Origin of the sequence: Chryseobacterium cucumeris, assembly GCF_001593385.1 — a bacterium.
Lineage (GTDB): Bacteria > Bacteroidota > Bacteroidia > Flavobacteriales > Weeksellaceae > Chryseobacterium > Chryseobacterium cucumeris.
On record NZ_LUVZ01000003.1, the window covers coordinates 51,275 to 70,470 of the forward strand.

The 19,196-nt window shown below is 36.2% G+C and carries 17 protein-coding genes; 8 read left to right on the top strand and 9 right to left on the bottom strand.

Going from position 1 to position 19,196, the window contains the following annotated elements:
* Positions 1-150: 150 nt before the first annotated feature.
* From bla to A1704_RS07230, 4 genes are all read left to right on the top strand, one after another.
* Positions 151-1,041 carry a class A beta-lactamase gene (bla, locus tag A1704_RS07215; RefSeq protein ID WP_062671980.1) on the top strand — a complete coding sequence of 297 codons (891 nt, stop codon included), beginning with the start codon at positions 151-153 and terminating at the stop codon, positions 1,039-1,041.
* Positions 1,042-2,082, top strand: coding sequence for a serine hydrolase domain-containing protein (locus A1704_RS07220; protein ID WP_062671983.1), 1,041 nt, complete (start codon positions 1,042-1,044; stop codon positions 2,080-2,082).
* Between the two features lie 542 nt (positions 2,083-2,624).
* Positions 2,625-3,185 carry a hypothetical protein gene (locus tag A1704_RS07225; RefSeq protein WP_062671985.1) on the top strand — a complete coding sequence of 187 codons (561 nt, stop codon included), beginning with the start codon at positions 2,625-2,627 and terminating at the stop codon, positions 3,183-3,185.
* Positions 3,186-3,265: 80 nt separating this feature from the next.
* On the top strand, positions 3,266-3,961 hold the full coding sequence (locus A1704_RS07230; RefSeq protein ID WP_062671987.1) for an ABC transporter ATP-binding protein: 696 nt from the start codon (positions 3,266-3,268) through the stop codon (positions 3,959-3,961).
* Between the two features lie 37 nt (positions 3,962-3,998).
* Here A1704_RS07230 and A1704_RS07235 read toward each other — a convergent pair whose 3' ends face one another.
* Positions 3,999-4,433, bottom strand: coding sequence for a hypothetical protein (locus A1704_RS07235; protein WP_062671990.1), 435 nt, complete (start codon positions 4,431-4,433; stop codon positions 3,999-4,001).
* A 48-nt stretch (positions 4,434-4,481) separates the two neighbouring features.
* Complete coding sequence (locus A1704_RS07240) at positions 4,482-6,419, bottom strand: SPFH domain-containing protein (RefSeq protein WP_062671992.1); 1,938 nt, start codon at positions 6,417-6,419, stop codon at positions 4,482-4,484.
* A gap of 442 nt (positions 6,420-6,861) precedes the next feature.
* On the opposite strand from A1704_RS07240, the gene A1704_RS07245 reads away from it, so the two are divergent.
* On the top strand, positions 6,862-7,299 hold the full coding sequence (locus tag A1704_RS07245; RefSeq protein WP_062671994.1) for a hypothetical protein: 438 nt from the start codon (positions 6,862-6,864) through the stop codon (positions 7,297-7,299).
* 135 nt (positions 7,300-7,434) lie between these two features.
* Here the strand turns inward: A1704_RS07245 and A1704_RS07250 are convergent, their stop codons facing one another.
* Positions 7,435-8,235, bottom strand: a complete 801-nt coding sequence (locus A1704_RS07250) for a patatin-like phospholipase family protein (protein ID WP_062671996.1) — start codon at positions 8,233-8,235, stop codon at positions 7,435-7,437.
* 277 nt (positions 8,236-8,512) lie between these two features.
* Here A1704_RS07250 and chrA point away from each other — a divergent pair, with 277 nt between their 5' ends.
* Positions 8,513-9,637, top strand: coding sequence for a chromate efflux transporter (chrA, locus tag A1704_RS07255; RefSeq protein WP_062671997.1), 1,125 nt, complete (start codon positions 8,513-8,515; stop codon positions 9,635-9,637).
* Positions 9,638-9,787: 150 nt separating this feature from the next.
* Here chrA and lpdA read toward each other — a convergent pair whose 3' ends face one another.
* Positions 9,788-11,176 (bottom strand): dihydrolipoyl dehydrogenase, encoded by a 1,389-nt coding sequence (gene lpdA / locus A1704_RS07260; RefSeq protein ID WP_047378183.1) that lies wholly within the window; start codon positions 11,174-11,176, stop codon positions 9,788-9,790.
* Positions 11,177-11,404: 228 nt separating this feature from the next.
* Positions 11,405-11,668, bottom strand: coding sequence for a hypothetical protein (locus tag A1704_RS07265; RefSeq protein WP_228432475.1), 264 nt, complete (start codon positions 11,666-11,668; stop codon positions 11,405-11,407).
* Between the two features lie 188 nt (positions 11,669-11,856).
* Between A1704_RS07265 and A1704_RS07270 the strand changes: the two genes are divergently transcribed.
* Together A1704_RS07270 and A1704_RS07275 are read left to right on the top strand one after the other, a co-directional pair.
* Positions 11,857-12,243 carry a hypothetical protein gene (locus A1704_RS07270; protein ID WP_062672001.1) on the top strand — a complete coding sequence of 129 codons (387 nt, stop codon included), beginning with the start codon at positions 11,857-11,859 and terminating at the stop codon, positions 12,241-12,243.
* A 125-nt stretch (positions 12,244-12,368) separates the two neighbouring features.
* Positions 12,369-13,256 (top strand): hypothetical protein, encoded by an 888-nt coding sequence (locus A1704_RS07275; protein ID WP_062672003.1) that lies wholly within the window; start codon positions 12,369-12,371, stop codon positions 13,254-13,256.
* A 53-nt stretch (positions 13,257-13,309) separates the two neighbouring features.
* On the opposite strand, the gene A1704_RS07280 is transcribed toward A1704_RS07275, so the two are convergent.
* The 4 genes from A1704_RS07280 to A1704_RS07295 all read right to left on the bottom strand — a co-directional run bounded on the left by A1704_RS07280 (position 13,310) and on the right by A1704_RS07295 (position 19,193).
* Entirely contained in the window at positions 13,310-15,973 is a 2,664-nt protein-coding gene (locus A1704_RS07280) for a beta-glucosidase (RefSeq protein ID WP_062672006.1), read from the bottom strand.
* Positions 15,973-17,415 carry an alpha-L-fucosidase gene (locus A1704_RS07285; protein ID WP_062672008.1) on the bottom strand — a complete coding sequence of 481 codons (1,443 nt, stop codon included), beginning with the start codon at positions 17,413-17,415 and terminating at the stop codon, positions 15,973-15,975. Before A1704_RS07285 ends, A1704_RS07280 begins: the two co-directional genes overlap by 1 nt.
* A 50-nt stretch (positions 17,416-17,465) precedes the next feature.
* Complete coding sequence (locus A1704_RS07290; RefSeq protein WP_062672010.1) at positions 17,466-18,365, bottom strand: TIGR01777 family oxidoreductase; 900 nt, start codon at positions 18,363-18,365, stop codon at positions 17,466-17,468.
* Between the two features lie 123 nt (positions 18,366-18,488).
* Entirely contained in the window at positions 18,489-19,193 is a 705-nt protein-coding gene (locus A1704_RS07295) for a YqjF family protein (RefSeq protein WP_062672012.1), read from the bottom strand.
* Positions 19,194-19,196: the final 3 nt, after the last annotated feature.

Consider the following 19,196-nt stretch of genomic DNA (forward strand, 5'->3'; position numbering starts at 1 on the left):
AAATAATTATATAATTCAAAAACTTGTGATAAAAATAATACTATTTATCTGACAGGTTTATGCTTATACTCATAATAATTGACGAAAATATTTTATTGTGTAATCAAAAAAAAATATATTTGGAAACCTAAAAATTAAGACCAAACTCACATGAAAAAAGGAATTATTTTCACATTCTTCGCTCTGTTATTCCACTTATCTCTTTTCTCTCAGGGTTCTAAACTTCCGGATCTAAAAAAAACAATTGAATCCATTATTTCCAATAAAAAGGCAGATGTAGGAGTTTCAATTATTGATCCTTACCACAAAGAAAGAATACAGATTAATGGCAATAAGCTTTATCCAATGCTCAGTACCGTAAAGTTTCCAATTGCATTAACGGTTCTGAACAAAATAGAAAAAGGTGAACTTTCTTTACAGCAAAAACTGCTCATTAAAAAAGAGGAATTATTGGAAGATACCTGGAGCCCATTCAGGAAAGAATATCCTGATGGTAATATAGAAATCAGTTTGGAAGAAGCTATAAAATGGATGGTTTCTTACAGTGACAATAATTTAACTGATATTTTGCTAAGGTTAATTGGCGGACCTGAGCCTGTACAACAATTCATCAATAGTAAAGATTTCATAATTAGGAACAATGAAGAAGATATGCATAAAGACTGGGAATCTCAATTTGTAAACAAAATAACACCCAATGAGACTACCAAACTGCTTGAGGCATTCAACAATGGAAAAATTCTCAACAAAAAACATACATTGTGGCTTTATAACGCCATGCTTAATAACACTACAGGAACAAAAAGGCTGAAGGGCAATTTGCCACAACATGTAAAAACAGCCCATAGAACAGGAACTTCCTTTACAAATAAAGAAGGAATGACGGGCGCTGTTAATGATTTTGGTATTATAGAAATTTCCGGTAAGAAAAAGTTCTACATCGCTGTTTTTATTCATGATACTTATGAAAAATTCGGTGATGCGGAAGCTATTATTGCTGATATCTCCAAAGCAGCCTATGAATATTACAACAAAAAATAAATGATGACCATAACAAAATTACTCTTCACAGGTGCAATTTCTACCCTGCTATCTATTAACGCCACAGCTCAGAGAAAAGACATTTATGCCCATAAAATTGACAGCATTATCACAGCTTCCAGCCCGATACAGTTCAATGGCGTTGTTCTGGTCACTCAAAAAGGAAATATACAATATCTGAAATCCAACGGTTACAAGGATTTTGAAAAAAAAATTCCTTTGAAAACAGATGATCAGTTTGAAATCATGTCAAACTCCAAGCAGGTGACCGCTGTTTTGGTTCTACAGGCTGCCGAACAGGGAAAACTGTATCTTCATACTCCTATCAAAAAATATCTTCCCACTCTTACACAAACCTGGGCAGATACAGTAACAATCCATCATCTCCTGAACCATACTCACGGAATTACCAAACTGGAAAAATCCTCAGCTTTCAAAGCCGGTTCACAGTTTAAATATGGAAATCTCTCTTATATGATGCTTGGAGAAATTCTTAAAAATACTACAGGAAAAAGTTTCACAGAACTTGCCGGTTCTCTTTTTAAAAAACTAAGAATGGATCAGACTTTTGTTTATAACCCAAAGAATAATCAATCTCTCGTTCCCGGTTATATGAATGAAAACAATCAGTTTGAGAAAGTAAAAGAGTCTTTTCTGAATGATGACATTGCTCCTGCCGCAGGAATCATTTCCACCGTACAGGATCTGGCAAAATGGGATCAGGCATTATTTAAAGGTAAACTTCTCTCCCCGGAATTTCAGAAATTAATGATGACCCCTTCCACACGTTCTCAGCATAATGTATTTGGAAAAGAAAGCATGGGATTCGGGTACAATATAAGGTTCATCAAAGAATCAGGTCTGGATTATTTTGCCGTGACTGGTCTTGGCGATGGGTTCACCTGTCTTAACACCTACTTTCCTTCCACAGATACAACATTGATCATCCTTGAAAATCAGATGCCTGAAAACCGTGAATACTGGAGTTTCAAAGAAGCTGCAATAAAAAATGCTGTTCTGAAGGCAATAACTTCTAAGTAAACCACAAAAAGTTTTTAAAAAATATCCACCAAAGGCTTTTAAAACACACAGTATTTAATTTTATAGCAGATAAAATTAAATACTGCTTTCAACAATAATAAACTGATTGTCAACAAACACCAGATCTCTGTTGGGAGAAGCTACAAACAAGAGTTTGATGCTTTTGTAGACACTGTTTCTAAAAACAAACTGTTATAATTTCTCTAATTTTATTTCACAAAATTTCAATTTTACTATTTATTTTAAATTATTTTTTTAATTAAATCTTACGTAAAGGTTTTTCAAACTGTTTTTCAATACATTACATCCTTCCAACGATCAAAAACCTATCGCAAACAAGCATAGCAGCACTTTAGTAAAAAAGAATTAATCTCATGGTTACCAAACTTTTATATAAACCATGAAATCCATAGCATCAGCAGATGATCACGTATCAATATTAAAAAAAAGTGTTACTTTTGCTTTAACGATTAAAATTGTTTTTTAGCTTTTTTATGAGTAAATTTATGTGCACCAAGTTATAAAACATTAAAATTCATTCCATGAGAAAAATAATTCTACTTATTACATGTATGTTCGGTATTTCAGTTTTCTCACAGATCAAAGTGTTGAAAAATGAAAGTTTGGTGGAAATTGGTAAAGATAATTCCGTTGGTCTCTATAAAAAGGAAGATAAATTTACAGTCAACTACCAGGATCTGAACACCAGCAACCTGAACACAATCCGCTCTTTTTCATTCCAGAATCTTAATGGTGATGTGGCCGGATTATATAAGCTTATTATGGATGGTTTTGTTACCACTCCAGAAGAAAATGTTGTATTGGAACTTCCCAATGACATCATAGAACTTCATTATGAAAAAAACTATGGTCAACAAACCATGCAGTTTATCCAGGTGATCAACAAAAACAGAAAGTACATTGGAAAATCACAGTTTTTAACCCAAAAACAGGTGGAAAAAATTTTTGGAAGAACCAATGGAAAGTATGCGATGTATGACAAACCGGCCACGATAAACCCAACGGGTAATAAGGGAACCACAAATACAGCCTCTACAGCAACTCCGGCATCAGGCGGAGCCAAGAAAAAATCAAGAAAATAATTATATTTTATAAATATTGCGAAACTCATTCTATCGGATGAGTTTTTTTATTTTATTTTTGCAGAAAGATAGTAAAACTTATGCCGCTTCAGATAATCAATTTAACCAAAAAATTTGGTGAACAGACTGCCCTTGACAACATCAACATTTCTATTGATAAAAATGAGATCATCGGTCTTCTTGGCCCAAACGGTGCCGGAAAATCTACCCTGATGAAATCTATTGTCGGTGCACTGAAAATTGATCAGGGAGAAATTATTTTCAATGGAATGAATATCTCAGACCATGAGATCGAAAGCAAAAAGAAAATCGGTTTTCTTCCTGAAAATAATCCGCTTTATCTGGAGATGTATGTGAAAGAATACCTTCAGTTTGTTGCCAACATCCACAAAATTTCTGAATCCAGGGTAGATGAGGTGATCGAACTGGTAGGAATTACTCCCGAAAAATCTAAAAAGATCGGCCAGTTATCTAAAGGATATAAACAGCGTGTAGGGCTTGCACAGGCCATTATTCATCAACCGGATTTACTGATTCTTGATGAGCCTACCAACGGTCTTGATCCTAACCAAATCATTGAAATCCGTAATGTGGTAAAAGAAATCGGACAGCAAAAGACTGTTTTACTTTCTACCCACATTATGCAGGAAGTGGAGGCGCTTTGCTCTAGAGTCATTCTGATCCATAAAGGAAATATTCTTCAGGACTGCCCTATTGATGAGTTTAAAGCTAAATTTGAAAGCCTGGAAGATGCTTTTGCAAGTTATACCGCATAAAAGTATGAGATCGCCCGAAAGTTTTTCGGGCGATTTTTTAGTTTTTAATGATATATCCTACAGGTGCTGTAAATTTTAAAATCTCATACTTTTTATAGTGGATCCAGAATTTATTCTTGTTATTAAAATCCTGATTCATGTAAAGTGTATCTTTTTGAGGCATAAGCACAACATAAATATCTTTATCAACAACTCTCATTTTCTCGCTTACAAGATGAATATCCGACAATTCTCTTTTTGAAAAAAGTGAATTTTTCTGTTCTATTTTTGAAGCATTTATATTTTTTACAAGTTCATTTTTAACCATATGATTGCGTACTGTAATCATTAAAAAAAATAAAATCAAGCTGATAAGCATACCCAAAAAGGCCCAAGAACTTTTTTTCACAATTTCACAATAGATTTCAATAATAGAGAAAACAAAAAAACTAATAATCAGTAATGTTATAATGAGCTGAACGATATAAATCATTTTAAAAATTCAAAATTTGAGTTAAGTTTAAATTATTTGTCAATTGAGTTAAGAATTGTTATCAGGCTTTTCTTCAGAAGTAGAAACAGTCTCTCCATTTTTCTTCTGAACCTGTTCCAACAGCTGAAGTCCTAAAAGCCCGCTGATTCCTCCATTCGCAGAATCTCCGCTTCCTCCGATTAACACTTCAGGCATTATTCTTACATTCTGATTCGCTATATTTTCCATGATTTTTAATTGGGTAAAATTATTGCCGCCCATTGCTTCCACAGACAGTTTGTAAGATTCTGCATTAGATTTACCGATAGCCAGAATTTTTTCTGCTTCAGCATTACCGGTCAACGAAATCTGCTCAGCACTTGCTTTGGCCAGCAACTCTATTTTTTCTGCTTCGGCTTTTGCGAGAAGTCTAGTTTTCTCAGCTTCTCCGGTTGCCAGCAGTTTCAATCGGTCTCCTTCCGCGTTTGCCTGCAGTCTTACAGAATTGGCGTCTCCGGTTGCTTTTTTCACCGATGCATCTGCAATCCTTTCTGCAATCACAACCCCCTGATCTGCTTTTACAATTTCTTTCTGCATATCCGCAACAGCCGTTTCTTTTTCCAGTGCCTGACGGGTTTCCTGAGCCAGCATTTCAGTTTCATAAGTTATTTTCTGCTCTTCCGCCAGTTTTCTGTCTGTTAGAGTTTTCATTAAACTTTCCGGTGGAACAATAGCTCCAATCAAAGTATCAACAGCATTCACGTTATATTGTTCCAAAACACTGCTGATATGGTCTTTTGCCGACTGTTGTCTTTCTTTTCGTGTCCCTAAAAATGCAATCACATCACTGTCCTGCGCTGAGTTTCTGAAATAATTCCCAATCGTAGGCTCTAAAACCTGACTTACAAGATTGATCATATTCCCGAAACGGGCAATTACTTTTGGAGCTTCATAAGTTGGAATATGAATGATCTGGGAAACATCAAGATTAAAAGGGAAACCGTCTTTACTTCGAACGGTAATCGTTGAAAGATTTTTATCAAGTTGATGAGATTCGCTTCTTTCATAAGCCCAGTTCAAAACTAAGTTGGTGGTAGGAACAAGCTCAACCTTCATAATATAAGGATTAATAGGATATTTTCCCGGACCAATGGGTTCTGCCCATACACCTTTATGGCCTTTCTCTACGATATTTCCATGTTTAAAATCGACTCCGCTGAGGTCTTTTCCTTCTTCACCTACATAGCTGATGATTACTCCGACATGACCGATCGGAATTTCCGTCATTTTTACCATTTCAACTTTTGTAAACCAGGGATTCAGAAAATAGGAACCAGCCAGGATTACCTGCTCCTGAAGGCCTTTATATCCTCCGTTACTTAAAAAAGTGTCCACATCCTGGAACTTATTATGATCATTGATAATTTTACCGGCAATCTGACCTTCTTCTAAAGGACTTCCTTCCATTGTTGTGATAATTCCCACCGCATTGTCAGGAATTTGAGTCATCTCCGTTAATTCTACTTCAAATAATAATGTATTGATCCTGTATGATCCCGGTGCAATAATCGCAGTCTGGCGGCCTTTTCTTCCTCCGTTTTTTAAAAAGGCTTCAGCATCCTGAAAAGAATCGCAGTCTACTTTTCTGGCTAAGATCCTTCCCGTTTCCAGTTCTATACCGTCTTTTGCCAGCAGTAACCCTATTTTACCCGTCGGAATCACTGTAAAAGATTGAAAATCGATAGAATACTGCCAGATCCATTTTCCAAAATATACTCCCGGAGCCAATGTCTGAGCCTGAAAACCTGCTTCTCCGTTGGTGGCAATAATTCTACCTTCCGGAAGTTCCTGTTTTCCTACCAACACAAATTTTTTGGTCACCAAACCGATTTTGTCCTGGGGAACAATAATCAATCCAAAGAAAATTCTTAAAATGAATTTGTAAAAAAGTACGCACAAAAGCGCCATTACGGCCGGAATCATCCAGCCATGAAAACCTAATTCCATAGTTTGTTTTTGTTTTTTAGTTAAATTTTAAAACGGGGATTGCGCTCTGATTCTTCAGAATACGAAAAAACAGAGTACGAATTATGTTATAATTCTTTCGAAAAAATTAAGAAATTACAGGAGGAGATGTATTAAAAATCGTGAAGATGATTTCTGATACTTTTAATAGAAAAAACTTAAAGTTAATTAGTTTCATTTTGATAATAAAGGAACGAGATCCTTTGATGATACAAATGTACATAAGAAAAGTATTCAGTTGTTTCAGAATTTGATACTATTTCGCCAACAAAATAGTAATCAACTGAAAATCAATATTATTATTTTCAAGAACCCATAAATAAAAGTCCTAAGAACTTCTTTTTCAGAACGATACCCGGTCTATTTAACGAAAATTGGCTCTATATTTGATAGAGTCTGAAATGTTAACCAATAACCACTCAATATGATAAAGCATATTTTATTAGGGACTTTCTGCTTAGCTCAGTTTTCTTTTGTTCATGCTAAAGAAGTTCCCGCTTCGAAGACAGACGGTTTTATAACTTCTTCTACCCTTCAGCAGGTACCGAAAACTGTTATTATTAAAACCAAAAAGTTCAAGATCAGAATCGACAAACAACCGAATGGCAAGTACCTTTACCAGTCGTGGAATGCCAACGCAAAGATTACGGCAAAACCAAGCATGATCATCAGTGACGGAGAACTGATTCCTGATGGTACAGGAGGCAACTATTATATCAACTTCAATAATGAGGGGCACAGTTATCAGATCTGGAGAAATTATCTTACAGATTCTCCGAAAAAAGCACCTTATACATTAGTTGTAAATGATGCGGATGACCGTGAAATCGTTCGCCAGGACGGATATGTCGTGAAAAATTAGAATTATAAAAGAGGGAAGCTGAAAGAATGAGGCTGAAAAGTTGTTATAGTCTGCCTATAACTTCTCTTTTAGAACCCAAGATTGTTTTCCTTTCTTATAAAATAAAAGTCCTGTATTGATTAATGCAGGATTTTTTTATGTTCCGGATTGTTTTAATTCTGTGAAAAAAGTACTTTCTTCATAGCTTTCTTTTGCTGCTTTGTAACCGATATTGAAAATCTCTTCCAGTCTGTCTTTTCTCCGTTCGAAAGTTCCGTAGGAAGATAATTTTTGGGAAGAAATGAACCAGTCGCAGTAATCAAATTTTATTTTTTCGATCCTGTAGGACAGAAGGTCGTAAGAGCGGGAAACAATAGCTTTAATAGAGTTTAGATCCTTAATCTTTGCTTCATTGGGTGGGGATACAAATACACCAATCAGCTTATCACAGTCTTCTCTGATGATATCTGCCGGAAAGTTATTCAGTACTCCTCCATCACAATACATTTCATCACCGATGATATAAGGAGTGGTAATTCCCGGAATAGAGCATGAAGCAATAATGGCATCAACAATCTCAAAGTCTTTATCAAAAATCTTCTGGGTTCCACCAACAAGCTCTGTGGCTACAATTTTCACCTCGATATCAAGATCTCCCAATTTCATATCATGGAAAATAGGTTTCAGATAGTTTCTGAAGATCACTGAAGAAACCAAGCCCGGCTGATTGAAGGTAAAGTGCTTCCAGTTGAAAAAATAGACGGAATTGAAAAATTCCAGGATTTCTTCCGGAGTTTTTCCTATAGCATGCAGACATCCTACAATAGAACCTGCGCTACAGCAGGAAAGGATATCGACTTCAATTCTTTTTTCCTGTAAGAATTTTAATACTCCTGCATGAGCGATTCCTTTGGTACCGCCTCCTGATAAAACAAGTCCTACTCTCTCAAAATTCATTGAATAAATGTAAGAAAACAGGCTGAAATAATTAAGTTAATTTTTATAAATATGCTGATTTTAAAATTATTTTAAGAAAAATCATTAAAATCACATCAAAATTCAATCAAAATAATTTTAACTCCTTAAGCAGCATGTCCTTCTATCTACTATTAAAACCAATACTTTTCAAAATTAATGTAAAAATGATCATTCAGATATTAAAATATATACTGTAGTTTTTTACTTTTATCAAATCAATTTTTAAGAATGAGCCTTGTAAAACAAATCATTTAAAGTGAACAATAATAATGACTTAAAAGACCTTGCCAAATTATTTCTGAAGCTGGGAATCATTGGATTTGGAGGCCCTGCAGCCCATATCGCAATGATGCAAAAAGAAGTGATAGCTGAAAAGAAGTGGCTGACAGATCAGGAATTTCTGGATCTTATTGGAGCTACCAATCTTATTCCTGGTCCTAACAGTACTGAAATGGCAATACATATAGGACGTGAAAGAGCGGGCTGGAAAGGGCTGATAGTGGCCGGTTTTTGTTTTATATTTCCTGCGGTTATTATTACCGGTATTTTTGCATGGCTATACAAAGAATATGGCCAACTTCCTGAAGTTTCTCCTTTTATTTATGGAATAAAACCTGCCATTATAGCAATTATAATAGGTGCTGCCTTCCCATTGGCAAAAAAATCAGTAAAAACTTTCCCATTAGCAGCTGTGGGAGGAATTGTTCTCCTATGTTCTTTTTTTAAAATCAATGAGATAGTATTAATGTTCGGAGCCGGACTTTTAATATTGATAATAGAGTATCAAAGAAATAAAAAACTCAACAATTTTATTTTTATTAGCCCACTTCAGTTTTTACTATCCGATGCTTCTTCTCTGCTTAATTTAAAATTATTCTGGATCTTTCTGAAAATCGGAGCCATATTATACGGAAGCGGATATGTTTTATTCGCCTTTCTGGATACAGAGCTTGTTTCAAGAGGGATTATTACCCGTCAGGAACTTATAGATGCAGTCGCCGTAGGCCAGTTTACGCCGGGGCCCGTGTTTTCTTCGGTGACATTTATCGGATATCAGATCAATGGACTTTCGGGGGCTTTGGTATCTACTTTAGCCATATTCCTTCCTTCTTTTATATTTGTTGCTTTATCTGGTCCTTTCGTAAATAAAATGAGAAATTCTGCAACATTTTCTTCTTTTCTTAACGGTGTAAATGTGGCTTCTGTAGCTCTCATTCTGTCTGTATGCATCACGATGGGAATTGACAGCATTACCGACTGGAAAACAACTCTTATCGCCTGTATAAGTATAGCTGTTGTATTCCGATTAAAAAAAATAAATAGTGCTTTTGTAGTTATTGGAGGAGCGTTACTGGGTTATTTGTTATATTTTCTGACGTGAATATGGAATAAACAGTAAACATTTTCCATAAAAAAACCACCTCAATACATGCGCAGGGATAATTATAATTACTAAAAAACCGGAAAAACTATTGTTTCTCCGGTCTCCTTATTATTTAATTGATGTCAATCGATGACAGCCAATACTATATTAAATGTGAATTACCTCACCATAAGCAGCAGCAGCAGCTTCCATAATCGCTTCAGAAACTGTTGGATGCGGGTGGATAGACTTGATGATCTCGTGACCTGTAGTCTCTAGTTTTCTGGCTACAACAGCTTCAGCAACCATATCAGTTACTCCTTCACCGATCATGTGGCATCCTAACCACTCACCATATTTAGCATCAAAAATCACTTTGATAAATCCGTCTGTGTTTCCGTTTGCAGTAGCTTTACCACTTGCAGAAAGAGGGAATTTACCTACTTTGATTTCGTATCCTTTTTCTTTAGCCTGCTTTTCAGTAAGACCTACAGATGCTACTTCAGGGTGGCAGTAAGTACATCCAGGGATATTGCCATAGTCGATTTTCTCAACGTGCATTCCTTTGATTTTCTCAACACAAGTGATCCCTTCTGCAGAAGCCACGTGAGCCAATGCCTGAGTTGGGATGATATCACCGATCGCATAGTAACCAGGTACTGAAGTTTCATACCATTCGTTTACCAATACTCTTCCTTTGTCTGTCTGGATTCCTACTTCCTCTAATCCGATGTTCTCGATATTAGCAGCAATACCTACAGCAGATAATAAAATATCAGCTTCAAGGGTAATGTTTCCGTTAGCTGTTTTCACAGTAGCTTTTACTCCTTCTCCGCTTGTATCAACACTTTCTACAGAAGCGTTTGTCATGATCTCGATTCCTGTCTTTTTAAGAGATTTCTCTAAGTGTTTAGAGATTTCTTCGTCTTCTACAGGGACGATGTTTGGCATGAATTCAACAACAGTTACTTTAGTTCCCATTGTGTTATAGAAATCTGCAAATTCTACCCCGATAGCTCCAGAACCTACAACGATCATAGATTTCGGCTGCTCAGGAAGAGATAATGCCTGTCTGTATCCGATTACTTTTTTACCATCCTGCGGTAAGTTTGGTAATTCTCTTGAACGAGCTCCTGTAGCGATAATAATGTGAGTACCTGTATATTCAGTTACTTTTCCTTCTTTATCTGTAACAGAAACTTTTTTACCTTTCTGTACTTTTGCAGTACCAAGAATTACGTCAATCTTATTCTTTTTCATCAAGAATTCGATTCCTTTGCTCATTTTGCTGGCAACACCACGGCTTCTCTGAATTACATTCGGGAATTCAAAGCTTGCCTCCACTTTATTCAAACCATAATCTTCAGCATGGTTGATATAATGAAAAACCTGAGCAGATTTCAATAAAGCTTTAGTTGGAATACATCCCCAGTTAAGGCAAATTCCTCCTAAATTTTCTTTCTCGATAATTGCGGTTTTGAAACCTAATTGCGCTGCTCTGATCGCAGTAACATATCCACCAGGACCACTTCCAATGACAATAATATCGTAATTCATTACTTTAAAAATTTTTATGCGAATTTAAGGAAAAATATTGGATGTTTCATGTTTCTTCAGACCGATCTTAAAATGCATCAATAAAGCCATTTTTATTCAATTCCAAATAAAGAAAGAGAACACAAAACGCATTCTCTTTCAATAAATTTTCCTTTACATTGAAAACTTCTTAAATTTCAAAATATAAAAAACAGCTTTTTTTATTTTAATAACTGTAAAAATTCTGTATTATTTCGCCTGTCTAAGTAATCGCTTTTCAGTCGCATATCTTTGATTTAAGGCTTTCATCTGGTCTCTCTTCATCTGTTTGGTAGCAAGCGGATGATTAAGGATCAGCTTTTTCTCAAGATTGTATTTTTTAGTAAGCTCCTGCATTTTAATATTCACCAACTCGCTTTTTGAAGGATGTGGGGGAACTGGTGGATGTTTCTGTGCAGAAACACTCATGGATAAACCTAATAACAGTACTGTTGAAATTAATAACTTTTTCATAATGCTCATATTTTTGAATGATTTCAATTAATTCAATATTATTAATGAAATTCATTCCGGTTCATGATAAATCTTGCATATATCATACCAAGATTTTCATAAGAAATAAAAAGGGGAATGTATTCATGGTTATTTATTAAAGGACGATCTATTTTTCATACATTTATTCATCTTTTAAATAAGCACTTATGAAGACTTTTCCCAAAAAAACTCATCTTACCAGAGACAATATCTGGCTGAAAGAACCGGAAGATCATGATTTTCCGGCAGCTCAGGACTATCTGGAATTGCTTTTTCAACCTGATGAAGTTGAAAAAATGGTTGAAAAATTAAAGGCTGCTCCTACTATTATAAAGAAGTCGAAAGACATTTTAAGAGCCAGTAAACTTACCTTGTTACCGGAAACCAATATTCATGTGAAAGAAAACCTTAAAAAAGTAGAGAAAAACAAAAAACTTTCCCCAATATTGCTTGTCAGAGGGCAAAATGAGCTGATCATTGCGGATGGTTATCATCGCCTGTGTTCCAGCTATTATCTTACTGAAGACTTGGAAGTCCCTTGCAGATTGATTTAATTAATTTTCAAAGAATAACTCCTATCACCAACGAGTGATTTTTATTAAAATCATCTTAAATATTCATTTCTGAGTGATTTTTAGCTACTTTTTTTTATATTTTTGTCTTAATTAAATTATACAATATGAAAAAATACATTTCGATTTTTTTATTGGCTGCTGTTCCCTTAACCGCACAAGTAGGTATTAATACAACAACACCTAACAGTACGCTTGCCGTAAACGGTTCTTTAAGGGCTGGTTACACTCAGATTACTGCTACAACGTATAATATTCTGGCTACTGATCATTATATTACTTATAATGGAACTGCGGATGCCACGTTTACTCTTCCCGTCATAGGAACAGGGACCACCAGTTTTACAGGAAGAATTTATAAGATCAAGAACATTTCAGCAAATGCTATTACACTGCAGGCTTCCAGTGGAAATACCTTAAGAATAGACAACACACCGGTGGCATCTTTTGTAATTCCTACAGGAGCATATGCTGAGGTAGTAAACAACAGCAATACTTCCGGAGGAACATGGGACCTGTCTTTCACAGTTCTGCCTAAACCAAGCAATGTAGAGATTTACGGTACACAGCTTTTCATTCCTCCTCATGCCCTTGGAACGGCGGCTCTTGCTGACTGGACCAATCACGCTAATGCAGGTTACGATTCAGGTACTGCAACAGACAGATGGTGGATCGTGAGTAAAACATCTGTGGACAGAGCCCAAACTGCTTCCTACTCCAATGCCAGCAGAATGACCCTTGTTTATGAATATCAGGGAACTCCTTTCAATGTTACCAATATGTATCCTATTCTTACTGCAGGAAACAACTCAAGTTTCCCGGATGTGTTTACAGCATCTTTTGTAAGTCTGGCCAATAATGGTACAGGTGGTAGAACCAGGCTTACTGTATCTGTTGCCCGTGTAGACTTTATCGGTACAAATGGTGCCACGACCAATAACAGTAACTGGGCAGGAACATTCCTACTGAACGTGCTGCTGGCAAGAAAGTATTAAATATCTTCAATATAATATGTAAAAAGAGCAGACTTTTCTGCTCTTTTTTATGGTTATAAAACTTCAATATTTTGTTTTAAAGGAAGGTTCTTCGATGAATTACCGATCATAATTCTGTACGTTCCCTTTTCTACAGTCCAGTCCATGTTTTCATTTAAAAACTGTAGTTGTTTTACCGGAACTTCTATAGTGACCGTTTTTGATTCTCCCGGTTGTAATTCGACTTTCTGAAAGCCTTTGAGCTCAATAATTGGTCTTGACACTGAAGCCAATATATCTCTTACATATAGCTGAACGACTTCACTCCCAGCTTTTGAACCTGTATTTTGTACTTTGACTTTAGCAATCACAGTGTCATTTTCTGAATATTGGGCTTTGCTCAATTGCAGATCAGAAATTTCAAAAGAGGTATAACTGAGTCCGAAGCCAAACGGATATAGTGGTTCTCCACTCAGATCATAATAATCATTTCCTCTTCCTGTTGGATGGTGATTGTAAGTTAAAGGTAACTGCCCTTCATGAACCGGAAAAGTGACCGGCAGTTTTCCGGATGGATTTTCAGCTCCGAAAAGCGTTTTTGCTACCGCATTTCCGCCTTCTTCTCCCGGATACCAAATGTCTAAGATGGCTCCTACTTTATCTTTCCACGCTGTTGTTTTTATGGCAGAGCCGCCTACCAGAAGAACTGTTACAGGTTTCTTCAGTTTTGAAACCTCATGAATAAACGCTTCCTGATTTCCAGGCAAACTTAATGATGATCGGTCCTGAAATTCACCTTCATGAATTCCGGCCGTAACAAGAATATAGTCTACTTTTTGGGCAAGATCTAAAGCTTCCTTAAAATCTTTCTGATAATCATATAAACCATAGTTCCAGATCAATTCTAAATTGGCTTCGCCGCGATTTTCATGAAATTCAATCTTAATATCATATTTTTTCCCTTTTATAAAATCTACATCCACTGTTTTTGTAGAATAGCTTAGCTTTTCCCATTGATCAATCACTAATTTTCCATCCAGGTATAATCTGAAACCATCATTTCCACGCAGGCCGATCTGGTATTTTCCGGAATTGGGAGCTTCCAGCTTTCCGGTCCACCGGATACTATAATTATCCGGCTGCAATTTTTCCGGATCAGGAGAATACAAAGTCCATTTAAAATTGAACTGTTCATCCTGCTTTTCAAAGACCGGATTGCCTTTTAAATCCGTATTGGAAAAATAGCTTCCTTTTAATCCTTTTTTGTTTTCGGAGGATAAATATTCATTTGAAATAGAGGTAAAGTCTTTTACATTCCAATCAATTCCTTTCGAATATATAACTTCAAGGTCTGTATTTTTCACATAACTTTTAAGACCATCCAGGATATTTACTTTTTTGTTTCCAGGCCCTGAATACCCTCCTAATCTTGCATCCACAGCATCTGTTCCCACTACAAGAATTTTTTTAACATTTCCAGGAATAGGAAGCGTATGATTATTATTCTGAAGCAAAACAAAAGACTCTGCAGCTGCTTTTTCTGCCAAAGGTTTGTGATTGAGTTTTTTTAATTCTTCAGTTTCCTTAACAGAAACATAGGGGTTTTCAAATAATCCAAGTTCAAATTTCGCTCTTAATACTCGTGAAACAGCATCATCAATTCTTTCTTTTGAGATTCTTCCATCCAAAAAAGGAGGAATAAACAGTTGATAATGTTTATATTCCGTCTGAAAAATCACATCAAGCCCGGCATTGATAGCCTGTGCAGAAGCATCATCATAATCTTTTGCTGTAAAATGGAGAACATTGGCTCCTCCTACCGCACTTGCATCACTGATAACAAAGCCTTTGAAATTCCAGTCTTTTTTTAGTTTTTCAGTCAATAACCAATGATTGGCGGTTGAAGGTCTTCCATCAAGCAAATTATAAGAAGTCATCACAGAACGGCTTTTTCCTTTTGTAAAAGTACTGTGAAAAGGAATTAAATGGGTTTCTTCCAGATATCTTTTGCTCCAATGAATAGGGTAAGAATCTCTTCCTCCTTCTCCTACATTCGCTAAAAAGTGTTTAGGTGTGGTAATAATTCCCATATTTTCAAATGAATTGACAAAGCTGGCTCCCATTACGGAGGTCAAAAATGGATCTTCACCATAGGTCTCTTCTGTTCTTCCCCATCTCACATCGCTGGCAAGGTTTACTACAGGGGTCAGAATCTGGCGGATTCCTCTCAATTTTGATTCTCTTGCAATGGCTGTTGAAACATTGGTCATTAATTCCGGATTAAAAGTAGCTGCCAGACCTATTGCCTGCGGAAAAGCGGTAGTACCTTCCCGAACCAATCCGTGTAAGGCTTCATCAAAAGGAATGATGGGAATTCCCAATCTTGATTCTTCAACGAAATATTTTTGAATGGCATTGATCTTTCTCACCAATTTCTCTGCATCTACGCTGGCATTGTATTTTAGCAGTTGTCCTGCTGCTCCGCCCCCCTGATTTCCTGCGCTCACCTGAAGTCCAAAAATTCCATGTGAATATTGTCCTTTCGGGACGTTATCCAAATCTCCGGGAATCATAAAACACTGCCAGAATTTTTCTTCTGGGGTCATTCTCTTCAACAGATCCTGAATTCTGGTTTCAATGGGCTGCTTGGGATCTTTATACAAAGGTTTTTGAGCAAAAGCAATCACAACATTCAACAATAATGCGGCTCCGGCAAGTTTAAAACAAATACATCTCATTATTGAACGATTTGAATTACAGTTGAATATTTTAATTGAGTTCTTTCTTTCGGCAAGTTAATTTCAATTGAATTCCCTGATTTTTTCCATTGAATTTTGTTTGATAAGCCTAAAACTTTCAGAGATTTTGGTTGAAAATGATCAGGAATGGTAAACCTTAATGTTGATGGAGACTCATAATTTGTTTTGTCATCCAAGTGAAAAATATTCAATGTTTTTCCATCTTTGCTTTGTGTATAATAAAAATTTTCGTCGTGATAAGGCGCAATACTTCTTGTTGCAAAAACCGCAGAATGATTTTTATCCATCCAGCCTGAAATTTGCTGTAACCTTTCATATACAATGGGATCGTAATCTCCGTTAGGTCCTGGTGCAATATTCATAAGGTAATTTCCACCTTTTGAAATGATTTTCACCAATGTTTCAATGATCTTCTGGGAGGTCTTATAGTTGTCATTGGGAACATAAGAAAAGGAATCTCCCATGGTGATGCAGCTTTCCCAGGGAATGGAAAGAGCATGTTCCGGAACTGCCTGCTCAGGAGTAACATAGTTTTCCCATTTTCCCGGAACGGTCCGGTCTACAATGATGATTCCCGGCTGATTTTTTCTAGCCATCGTGCCTATTTTGTCCATATTGATGTCCTGCTCTACTTTGATCGTGCGCTGCCATTCTACTTTTGGATCTATGGTATGAAAAGGACGTACCCAGCCTCCATCCAGCCAGAGAATATCAACTTTCCCATAATTGGAAGTAATTTCGTTCAGCTGATTGAAGGTGAATTTTTTAAAACTCTCCCATCTTTCCGGATATTTTTTTGGATCATAGTTGACATTTCTGTCTTTGGCTGGAAAATAGGACCACCAATAATCATCGGAATGCCAGTCTGGTTTTGAAAAATAAGCTCCTATTTTAAATCCTTCTTTTCTGAAGGTATTGAAAATTTCTCTCGTCACATCAGATTTTGGATTTTTTGAAAAAGGGGTTTTAGGAGAAGTGATTTTATAATCTGACTGACGGGTATCAAACATGGCAAAACCATCATGATGCTTGGTGGTAAAAACCACATATTTCATTCCGGCCTTTTTTACTGCATCAGCCCATTTCTGAGGATTGAACTGGGTTGGATTGAAAGTTGTCTGAAGATTTTCATAATTCTTCACATATTCGTAGTAAGATTTCCCGTGTTCAGGTTTTCTCTGTGTCCATGATTCATCTTCCGGGCATAAGCTCCAACTTTCAACAATTCCCCACTGGCTGTAGGTTCCCCAATGCATAAACAGCCCGAATTTCATATCCTGCCACTGCTCCAGATTCTGGACAACCAACGGGTCTGTAGGCTTCTGATAACCTTCTGATACATTATGAGCTTGTGAAAAAGCGATTGAACTTATTAAAAAGGATGAAAGAAAAAAGGGTTTTATTTTGGATATAACCAGCATATGGAATAGTTTTGCGCTAATTTAATTATCCTTAGGGAAACCCGCAAACATTAGGATTCCAGGAGATTAAGAATCGCTTCATCAAATGTAGAATATGAAAATTTAAATCCGTTTTTTATAAGTTTTTCAGGATAGACGTTTCTGCTTTTTAATAATAATTCCGTTTCTGTATTCAGGAATATGGAGGCTATTTCGAGCTGCCATACAGGAGCATTAAGTCCAAAAGGAATTCTTATTTTATTTCTCAGTTTTCTCATCATGCTTTGATTGGAAAGAGGGTTCGGAGCGGTTATATTTACTGTTCCCGAAAGATTCTCATTCTGAATAATACAGTCTACTGCTCTACAGAAATCATCAACATGAATCCAACTTACCATCTGATTTCCCCCTCCCTGTTTTCCTCCTAAACCCAGTTTTGTAATCATTTTCAGTTTTGGAAAAGCACCGCCCGTATTTCCCAGAACAATAGAAGTTCGGAGAGCAACTTTTCGTATTTCTTCATTTTTAACTGCAAAAAATTCGTTCTCCCAGCTTTTGCATATATTCATGGAAAAATCATCTCCTACAATTCCGTTTTCTTCTGTATTGAGGTGCTTTTCAGAATGAACGTAAATGGTTGCAGAACTGGCATTCAGCCATATTTTTGGCTTTTCAGAACATTCATCCACCGCTTTCTGTAATATTCCTGTGCTGTTGATTCTTGAAGAATAGATTTCCTGTTTATTTTTCTCATGATAGCGGCAATCCACAGATTTCCCTGTAAGGTTGACGAGAACATCTGCGCTTTCAAAGCTGGTTTTCCATTCACTTAGTGTTTGAGCATCCCAATAGATTTCGTTTTTACGTTGAGGATTGCGGGTAAGGATGTAAACATGATTTCCTTTTTCTGTAAAGTATTTTTCTAAGTTTTCGCCGAGAAATCCGGAGCCTCCGGCTATGATTATTTTCATGGTTTGAGATTTAATGTTTTGGGTTCAAAGTTCAAAGTTTGAGGTTTATGGTTTGCCCACAGATTTCACTGATTGGCACAGATGATCCTGGAGAGAGAAAGATGTTCTTTACTCTTGTACTTTTTAATGAATGTATTTTTTGGTTTTGACCTGAATTTCTGAACCTTCGGCAAGCATTACAGAAAGAGGTTTCTGATGATTCAGGCATTCAAAATCATTTCCATAGATCTTTTGAAAATCTACTTCTAACTGATATTCTTTTACAGTATACCATTCCCATTTCGGATGACAGACTTCATATTCAGAAGTTGTGTTTTCTTTTTTGGTAAAGCCAAAATAATGTTCTGTGATGAATTCAAATTCTGAATTTTCTTCCATAGGTTTTGTTACATTTTCAGCCATAATCTGAATGGAGTGCCAGTTTTTATCCTTCCATGAATAGCGGATCAGCAGTTCATCCTCTCCTTTTTCCATTTGATTTTTCATGGGCATGGTATGATAATTTTCTTTGTAAATAGAATTGGCGACCATGCTTAATGCAGGTTTGGGGACAATTTCTTTAATAAACACCACTCCTCTTTTCCAGATTCCGTTTTCTTTTTTCTTTACATAAAACCTTAGATTCACTTCTTCAAAATTTCGGTGAAAAGGAATTGGCAGCCCCAGTAGTCTGGTATTTAAAAACATGAATCCTACCAGGCTTACATAACATTTGCTTTTATAAAAATCGAGTTCTGTTCCTTTTGGAAGATAGGGCTGCAAAATTTCAGGATTGATCTCGTAATTGATGATGGCCAGTTTTCGCCATTCTGCTTTTAAAAAGTTCATAAC